The sequence below is a fragment of the Pseudoalteromonas sp. Isolate6 genome (assembly GCF_022398435.1).
GTDB classification, from domain to species: Bacteria; Pseudomonadota; Gammaproteobacteria; order Enterobacterales; family Alteromonadaceae; genus Pseudoalteromonas; species Pseudoalteromonas galatheae.
Window position 1 is genome coordinate 1 of the sequence record NZ_JAKEVK010000189.1, and the last position, 9174, is coordinate 9174.

A 9174-nucleotide genomic window follows, 5' to 3' on the forward strand; every position below is an offset into this window, starting at 1 on the left:
ATATCAGGCAATAGATGAGTAAAATCCAGTCTCTAGTAACGCCAAATCGAACTTTTGTGCGGTAACAAAACGACTTTCAGCTAAAACATCGTCAACTAATTGCTTTTGCCAGGCAGTTAACACAAAATTTGGTGATATCACTTTAAGTGCAATCAGTTTTATAAAAATGAATAGTCTACACTGAGCATTGATCTGAGACTTGTTTAGCGTTTCGCTCTCTAGCATGGCTTTGTGAAGAATACTTCTTTCAAAGTACTGCTGATTAAAGTCTAGGTATTTTTCTTTTGCTATTGCACGGATCCCAAATAGGTTAGCAATTGATACTAGTTCTTCTGAATACTCACGAGAGTGGAGCGCAGTAGCATGTTGGATCTCAACCCCTTGTTTAGTCACCAGAAACACAATAACTGCTGCGAACGGCGACAACAAACGCTCAAATTGTTCACCATAACTCTCACCCACATATAAGGCAATGATTTGACTGATTATGCCGTATTTATGCACGACATCTTCTGTAAAAGGAAGCTTGTGATTTGTTATAATTTGTTCAAGCAACACCCGCTGCGCCAGTAACCCTGCTGCATCAAGTCCCACCATTGCAAGCGAGTGCCTAACGGATGCGGCTTTTAGATTTTCACGGTTATACTGCTTTGCTGCGATCTGCACCGCACTTGAAACTGATTCAAACTCACAAATCAGTTTTTCAAGTGCCCGAATACTCTGAAATTGACTGTGAGATAATGCTTTTACTGTTGCTAATAAATGTGAGTGTTCCGAACCAAAAGGTTGTACTACTGGTTCAGCGGCTCTATCCCAAATATTGTATAGGAGATTAGCATCTGTCGTTGTGGTCAAGCTACAGTGGAATTGGAACCTACGATTGGCCTTCGCCAACTTTTTAGTTTGCCCTTGTTCAACAACAGCAATTATTTTCTCACTACTACTTTGTATCACCAAAAAGCCCACTTCGCCCTTAATTTCACACAGCATTCCCGCGGGATGTTTTACAAATGCCCCAGCAATTGCACTCAGTACCTTTAATGCAAAAGTGTAATTAAGTTTGCCATAAAGAAGCTTAATTGCTCGATCTAAAGCCATACTATTTTGTCTATAGGTTGGTGTTATTAGGCTTGCTATTCGATGAGTAATTGCCACGATCAAAGAAGCATGGTCATTAAACCGTTGGGGAATAGAGGATACTAGTTTGTTGTCGTAATTTGAAAGGCGAGATAAAACTCGCAAGCACTGCAAGTTCGGTGTTTGTCCATCACTCAGTATTTGTACTGCCAGTTGATGTCGAACTTTCCAAAGCTTATCTTGCTGCGCGTCTAGCTTTTTACCCGCTGCAAGTTGGTCGCTTTCGCGGGCAACGCATAAATAGTCTGCAAAACTCGCAAGCAATAATTCTTCAGTTACGGCACGCGAGAAATTTAAGTGATGACAAGCCATACAAACCAACACATTTTGATTCATGACCAGATTGGTGTTGTAGCCCAAGTTTTGTGAATAAAGCCCAAGCTGTCCATGCAAGCTGCTAGGGGAGGACTCGTAACAGTCCATATAAAGCTGTGCAAGTTTAACTAGGGTAGGGTAAATAGATGACCACTTTTCTTTGTGATAATAAAGACGTAATACTTTGTGTGTGCCCTGAGCTATCGCAAACAGTGTTTTACTAGTGACTATCCTTGCGTCCATCAAACTTTACCAATTTTATTAAGTAAACGGCCTATTGCTAAGCAGAAAAACAGCCCTACTCGCAAGACAAAAACTTTGCTATCTAATTTTTCTAAATGAGGCGTTTTTAACGAAACTAATATGTTATTTCACCCTTAAAATTGGTTGGAACATTAATCTGATTGGTATGACACTTTATCAAATGTAACCCTTGCACCAGGACCCCAAAGCTTCAGTACGCCATTTTCAAATAATAATCCAGTACATTCATCTTCCGTCGTAATCCCGTCCGGTTTTACAAGCTGAGTACGATAAAATACAATTTGTAAAATCGTATTATCTTGTTTCTTCTTTACATACGTTAGATCCGGACTACCCAAGGTATCTAATACTGTATCCAACTCAGTTGGTTTTTCAAGGCTAAGGTTACGAATGAAACGATTATTAAATGCTTCTCGATCCTGCCAAATCATCGCTTGCGGATCATCTTTATAGTAGTTGATAACGAGAAACACCACAGTAACGTAAACCGCAAGGCCAAGAAATATGTACTGTAATATTTTCCTAATCATCTAACTGCTCAATAAAGAATGGGTAAAATGGACTCTGTATCAACAAAACTGAGATACGCTTGCATGCAATATATCAAAGTCACCTACATTAGCCTAGCGCTTAGCGACGATGTAATACATTGCCAATAAAAAGTCCCTTCAAACCACTCGTATATCCTTCAAACTAAAGCCAATTTCAATATCTCTCCTTAGTGTCACTAGTGCCAGACTTGTAACATAATCGCTTGCTCCGGCCTCTAATTTTGCTTTTGCAGCAGGCTTTACTGTCTCATCTTTTAGCATATTTTCAAAGTCATCATGCTTTGCAAGCAGCTCTTGCGCTGTTTTGACACCAACCCCAGCAACACCTGGAATATCGTTCGTCTTGTCACCACTTAATGCCCAAAACATTTCGAGCTTGCTTTGGGTCACAGAAAATCGACTTTTGATATCTTCAAGCGAAATTATCGACTTTTTGAAATAGTCGTACACAGAGATAGCATCATTGATCAGGGGTAAGAAGCCTTTATCAGTCGATACTATCGTGCAGTTAACATTGGCGGCAGCGGCTTTACAAGCAAGTGTCGCTATCACATCATCAGCTTCATCATGTTCGGGATTAAATGATTTAACACCAACACTTGCAAACGCTTCTGAAAACTTATCGAGGTTATGATTTAGGAATTCGGGCATAGGTTGACGACTTATTTTATATTTTGGGTAGAAGTGATAACGCCAACTTTTATCACCATCAAAGACCGCAACGGCGTGTGTCGCCCCCGTTTTACGTAACAAGCTACGAGTAGCTTGCTCTACACGAAGACAAGAGGCCTTAATATGAGCCTCTTGTTCTTTATTACCTTTTGGTTCGTTAACGGCATAGATGCGCCTGATAAGGTTAAGCGCATCTATTAACAACAAATTATTCATTCACTCTAAGCTTTAATTTTATAACACGGTATATATTTGCTTCCAGGTAACTTCATTCGCCCTTGAGCTACAAATGCACCCAACAGCTTATCCATATCGGCCATCAGTGATTTATCACCACTTAATTCATACGGACCGTGCTGTTTAATTGCTGTAATACCTTCATCCTTCACGTTACCGGCAACAATACCAGAAAAAGCACGTCTTAAGTTAGCGGCCAGTAATTGTTTTGGTTGCGCTAAGTGTAAGTCTAAGCCAGACATATTTTCATGCGTCGGTGAAAAAGGATGCTGAAAATCATTTTCAATCTTTAATGTCCAATTAAAGTAATAGGCATCACCCTGAGACTTACGATACTCACGCACCGTTGCCATCGACTGCTTGAGCTTTTTGGCTACCAGTTCTGGATTGTCTACGATAATCTCAAACTTAGACAGGGCTTCTTTCCCAAGTGTTTTTTCAACAAAAGCACTGAGCTCTTCAAAATATGCAGCTGACTCTTTAGGGCCAGTTAAGATCACAGGTAAACATTGCTTTTCGTTTTCTGGATGTAACAAAATACCCAGTAAATAAAGCAGCTCTTCAGCTGTTCCGGCACCGCCTGGGAAAATAATAATGCCATGTGCGATACGGATAAACGCTTCTAGACGTTTTTCAATATCAGGCAAAATCACTAATTCATTAACAATAGGATTAGGCGGCTCAGCGGCAATAATACTGGGCTCGGTTAACCCTAAATAACGATTATTAGAGATCCGTTGCTTGGCATGGCCAATTGTAGCTCCTTTCATTGGCCCTTTCATAGCTCCTGGTCCACAACCAGTACAAATATTCAGACCACGAAGGCCCAGTTGATAGCCCACTTCCTTGGTATATTTGTATTCAACTTCATTGATTGAATGACCGCCCCAACAGACAATCATGTTAGGGTCTTTATTCACTTCAAGCGCATCGGCGTTACGCAGCATGTCAAAAACCATATGAGTAATTTCCACCGGAGATTTATTCTCACCATGGTATTTTTGACAAATAAAAAGTATATCGCGGATCACAGAGAATATGTGCTCATGAATACCGGTAATTATTTGACCATCGACAAAAGCTGACTCGGGGGGATTGCTTAACGCAATTTTTATTCCTCGCTCACGTGCGAGTAGCTGAATATCAAAATCTTCATATTTATCGTATATTTCTGAGCTGGAATCAGTATGGCTACCTACGTTCAACACCGCCAATGCACAATTTCTAAAAAGCCTATACCTCTCACTTGTGGTTGACTGCTGAAGTAAATCGACTTCCAATCTTGATAATAAGTTAAGAACCCCAGTTGGGTTTAGCTCTATTTGCATAGGCTTACTCCTTGTTTGTTATGCGCAGCGGGTGGTAATACCAACTAGTCTTAATACTTGCTCAATTTGAAGGAGCAAATCAGACGCTAACTGCGTTAAAAATTTCTCATTTAGAACAACTAAACAGCAAAATTTTCGCCTTGCCTACATGGATGTAGGTACCTTGGCGATAGCAGGACGCGGTAGCGGTGTTATCGACAAGATTTTCTTGCCTCAAAATAGAACGCTTAATTAAACGAATTGGTATAACTAAGCAAAGCGGGGACGAGTATAAAAGCTCGCCACTCAGCCTTTACCCAAGTTAACTCTATTTACTTAAAACATAGCCTATCTCGCCCGCTGTTCTTCGCTTCATAAAGCGCAGCATCGGCTCGGTCAAAGGCACTGAGCGCTGTATCCCCTTTGACAAACTGAGTAGCGCCGAGAGAAATCGTAATTTCGACTTCTTTTTCTTTAAATTTGAATGGTATAGATTTAATGACTTGCCTGACTTTTTCAAGCGGTTTTTGCGCATGAGTCAATGGCATCCCCGGCATTAGCAAGACAAATTCCTCACCGCCGTAACGTGCGATGAAATCGCTTTTCCTGATAGACTTTTTAAGCGCTCTTGCGATCACCTGTAATGTTTTGTCGCCCGCGCTATGTCCATAGCGGTCGTTGATTGACTTGAAGTGATCGACGTCGATCACAACTAGAGTCACATCTGAGTCATTAATCTCAAATAAATGCATTTCATGGGTTAGACGCTCATCAAACGCGGCTCTATTTGGTAATTTGGTTAAGCTATCCAGTAAGCTTTTGAATTTTTGTTCACTGAGCCGTTTTTTATAATTTGAAACTTTAGATTCTAAAATGTTAATTCGATTATTAATTGCATCAAAGGAGTCTAGCAGCGCCTCTCGCTCATTTTTTTCGAGTTTTTCACGCGCTATCAAATCTGCACTCAATAGCTTCAACTCATTATCGACCAAGGCCTTAAGTTCTGTTATTGAGCTGGCGTTTTGGGTTTGCTGATTTAAGTTCTGAATTTTTGATTCAATTTTATTGTTTAACGATTGCAGCTCTTTAGATGTTGATTTTGAACGTGCTGTTGTTTCAACAATAGAACGATGTAGCTCTTCTAGTGTCTGATTTAAAGAAACTAAGAAGCCTTGCGCAGATTGGCGTTCTTTGGCAATCGTTTGCGCAATAATTTTAATGATCTCTGTCGCTGCAGAATATAAATTATCTAAACTGTCATCGTCAGCAACGCTTGCCCGGATCTCTTTAACCTTTTCTATCACTTCGTCTTCGAAAATTAATTCGTTGATTAAAGCTTGAAGCTCTGCAGCTAACTCAGGATGACGGCCATCGCCGGTTTCTTCCCTAACTTCTACTTTAGATTGCAAAACGGTGTGATAAATTGAAACTAAAGACTCTAGCACTGGGATGTAAGCATTAGTGGAGTTAATTTCTTCAAGTTCAACATCTAACAAATGACGCAACTTTCTGCGTGATTCATTTGGCAAGCCTTTCAGCTTTTGCAGCAACTTGCCGCTTTGTTGAATCGCTACTTGCAACGCTTTTTGGTTATTGGAGTTGGTCACTTCTTGAGACTTCAATGGCTCAGAGATACCATCGATAAACGGCGCTAGCTGCTCAAAATCAACACCTTTATTAAGCACAGTACGAAACTTAGCCAGCTGATTATCAAGCGAAACATCTTGCCCTTTGCAGGCGAGGGATAACTTTGCAGCAAACTGAGTTAGAAGTTCTACTTGTTGTTTTCTTGCATCCTCAAGCGTTTTTCTAGCCTCGATGGCTTGCTTTAATTTTTGCTCGAGCATTAAGGCATTGTCAGTCACAGATTTCCAATCATAAAATAATCTCTTAGTTATTAAGTCTACAACAAATTAGGTCGTTATGTGCAGAAATTTAACGTGGTAACGTATCGGAGTTTGCTGTTTACTCATCGATATTACTTAGCGTGTAAGTTGCTGATTTGGTAAATTGATCATATCTCGAATTACCGACAAATAATAATGAAGAAAAGTCTTATTGCCTTAGCATGTACAGCAACATTTAGTGTTTATGCTGACGTCGACTACCGTATTTCAATTACGCAACCACAGCATCACCTCGCAGAAGTGGAAGTAAAGTTTCCAAAATCCTCACAGTCAAGCATTGATGTGCAACTCCCAGATTGGCGCACAGGTCGCTACGAGATATTGGATTTAGCCAATGGCGTACGCTTTTTTGACGCCAAGTCTCAAAACGGACAAGTACAAAAATGGGAAAAAATTGATAAAAGCACATGGCGTGTACACCTTAGCGAGCCGACCGAACTGACGGTTAAATACCAGATTTATGCCAATGAGTTAGGTCTTCGAGCCAGACACATAGACGACACCCACGCGTTTATCGATGCATCTGGCTTTTTGATGTTTAGTGAATCTTTCAGATCTGAGCCTGTATCTGTTGAACTCAATGTTCCGAAAGACTGGCGCTCTGTTTCCGGTATGGACTTTGCCGATTCAAAACATAGCTTCAAAGCCGATAACTATGACATATTGTTAGATTCCCCTATTGAAACTGGCATTAATCAACTGCATAAGTTTGAGGTAGATGGCCGTAAATATGAATTAGTTATTTGGGGCAACGGCAACTATGACGTTGACCAAATGCTCGCTGATCTTAAAAAACTCGTTCAAACCGGCACGCTTATTTGGCACGATTATCCTTATGACCGTTATGTCTTTATGGTGCATGCAACCAGTGGTGCACGAGGGGCAACTGAGCACTTAAACTCGACGATTATTCAAAGACATAGGAACAGTTTTAAAGACAGAGATGATTACATTGGTTTTATCTCTACTGCAGCACATGAATTCATTCACACGTGGAATGTCAAAAACTATCGCCCAGCAGGTATGGTTCCTTATGATTACGTCGCACCAAACTACACTGATTTATTGTGGCTAGCAGAAGGCTCAACCAGCTACTTTGAGGATTATTTACTGCTAAGCGCAGGGATCACCACCAATGATGAATATCTTAACATGCTGACTAAGCGTGTTAACCGTCATTTGAAAACTCCTGGTCGTCATATTCAGTCAGTCGCAGCAACGAGCTTTGATAAATGGATCAATCAAGGTGGCGATCATGGGATAAATTACAGCACCAATATCTATTCAGAAGGGGCGTTGGTATCCATGGCGCTTGATATTGACTTACTCGCAAAGTCAAACGGAAAAATTAGCTACCGTGACGTTCATAAAGCGCTTTACAAACAGCACAAACTGCCACACAGCTTCACCAGCGAAGATGTTAAAAACATCCTAAAAGAGCTCACAGACCAAGACTATAGTGCTTGGTGGAATGAATATGTTGATACGCCAGCGAATATAGATTTTGACAAATTATTCGACAAAGTAGGGCTTGTTTATGGTTATCCAGAGTCGGCAAAAGTGATTGCTGGCTTAAATGGTATGGCAAGGCAAAAGGGTGAGTTACTGGAGCTGACCCATGTGGCTCGTGAAGGAAATGCATGGCAAGCGGGGTTAACAGCAGGCGATCTTATCGTTGCATTTGATAAGCACCATGTTCGTAAAGATTTAAAAACAAGCTTAGAAAACTTCGAGCCAGGTCAAACAATCACAATAGATTTTATCCGTCGAGATAAGTTAATGAATACCAAAATCAAGCTTGACCGTGACCATGATAAGCCTAAAAAAATAACATTCATGCCAAACCCATCAAACGAGCAAGCATTACTTTATAAAGCATGGATGGGTGTTTCTCACCCAAATGAAATAAAATAATGCCTAATCAAAAAGGGCTGATAACTATCAGCCCTTTTAAATCCGTAGTCCTAAGCTCAGTCGCAATTAGCTTAACTTAGAACAACTTAACTTACATAATGCGAGAGAAGAAGCGTGAACGGTTCTTAGAGCGGCCTCTACGCATAGAAGAGCGGATCTGAGAGCGTGTACCTGCTAGCCAGCTTTCACGGTCTACTTTGGCGTTATCACCACGCCTTGCTTCTTCAGTAGCTCTAAAGCCACAGAATTCACGGTATGCTTTTAAGTCTAGTGACAATTCTTGCAATACAAGTTCAATCATAATCGCGTCATCCACATAACCCAGTACAGGGATATGATCTGGAACGATATCTTCTGGCTCACTGAAATAAGCAAGAGAAGCCATGATCTCACGCTTTTCATCTTCAGGCATTTGCCATTCTTCATCTAACACTGCGTCAATTAGTGTTTGTAACGAAATTAGACGAGTGCTTACAAATTCAGGAAGGTTGGATTTTTCCATCGTTGCCACTAAATCACGCGCTTTAGCAATGATTTCGGCATCACTTACATCGCCACTTTTTTCGATAGCAGCTTTCATCATTCCACGGAAGTGTTCAAGATCTGAATCAGAGAGTTCAAAGTTGATTTCTATAGACACGTCTGTGCTCCCTCAACGTTGTTATTATTAATGGTTTAAGCAAAAAGTTAAACTTATTGCAATAATCTTAGATACTAGCACATCTTTTTCAGAAGTCTTCTCATAAATTACACTTTTAACACGAATTTTTCTCTATTATGTACAGCCATCGCCCCCATCGGTTAAAAGGCATACAGCGGTTTTCACACTGTGTAGTTAGAAATGATGATGATAGCGTTTGAGAACTAAAC

7 protein-coding genes are annotated in these 9174 nt (G+C 40.5%); 1 reads left to right on the plus strand and 6 read right to left on the minus strand.

Going from position 1 to position 9174, the window contains the following annotated elements:
- Positions 1–3: 3 nt before the first annotated feature.
- From L1D50_RS18690 to L1D50_RS18710, 5 genes are all read right to left on the minus strand, one after another.
- Entirely contained in the window at positions 4–1695 is a 1692-nt protein-coding gene (locus L1D50_RS18690; RefSeq protein ID WP_138523650.1) for a hypothetical protein, read from the minus strand.
- Between the two features lie 152 nt (positions 1696–1847).
- Positions 1848–2246, minus strand: coding sequence for a DUF3192 domain-containing protein (locus L1D50_RS18695; protein WP_128727097.1), 399 nt, complete (start codon positions 2244–2246; stop codon positions 1848–1850).
- A 138-nt stretch (positions 2247–2384) separates the two neighbouring features.
- Positions 2385–3155: a flap endonuclease Xni gene (gene xni, locus L1D50_RS18700; RefSeq protein WP_128727098.1), complete on the minus strand. Its 771-nt coding sequence runs from the start codon at positions 3153–3155 to the stop codon at positions 2385–2387.
- A gap of 5 nt (positions 3156–3160) precedes the next feature.
- Complete coding sequence (gene ppnN / locus L1D50_RS18705; RefSeq protein WP_128727099.1) at positions 3161–4504, minus strand: nucleotide 5'-monophosphate nucleosidase PpnN; 1344 nt, start codon at positions 4502–4504, stop codon at positions 3161–3163.
- Between the two features lie 311 nt (positions 4505–4815).
- On the minus strand, positions 4816–6348 hold the full coding sequence (locus L1D50_RS18710) for a GGDEF domain-containing protein (protein WP_128727100.1): 1533 nt from the start codon (positions 6346–6348) through the stop codon (positions 4816–4818).
- 177 nt (positions 6349–6525) lie between these two features.
- Here L1D50_RS18710 and L1D50_RS18715 point away from each other — a divergent pair, with 177 nt between their 5' ends.
- Positions 6526–8304: a PDZ domain-containing protein gene (locus tag L1D50_RS18715; RefSeq protein ID WP_239966577.1), complete on the plus strand. Its 1779-nt coding sequence runs from the start codon at positions 6526–6528 to the stop codon at positions 8302–8304.
- Between the two features lie 91 nt (positions 8305–8395).
- Here the strand turns inward: L1D50_RS18715 and L1D50_RS18720 are convergent, their stop codons facing one another.
- A complete protein-coding gene (locus L1D50_RS18720; protein ID WP_128727102.1) occupies positions 8396–8944 on the minus strand; it encodes a YkvA family protein in 549 nt (182 codons plus the stop codon).
- Positions 8945–9174: the final 230 nt, after the last annotated feature.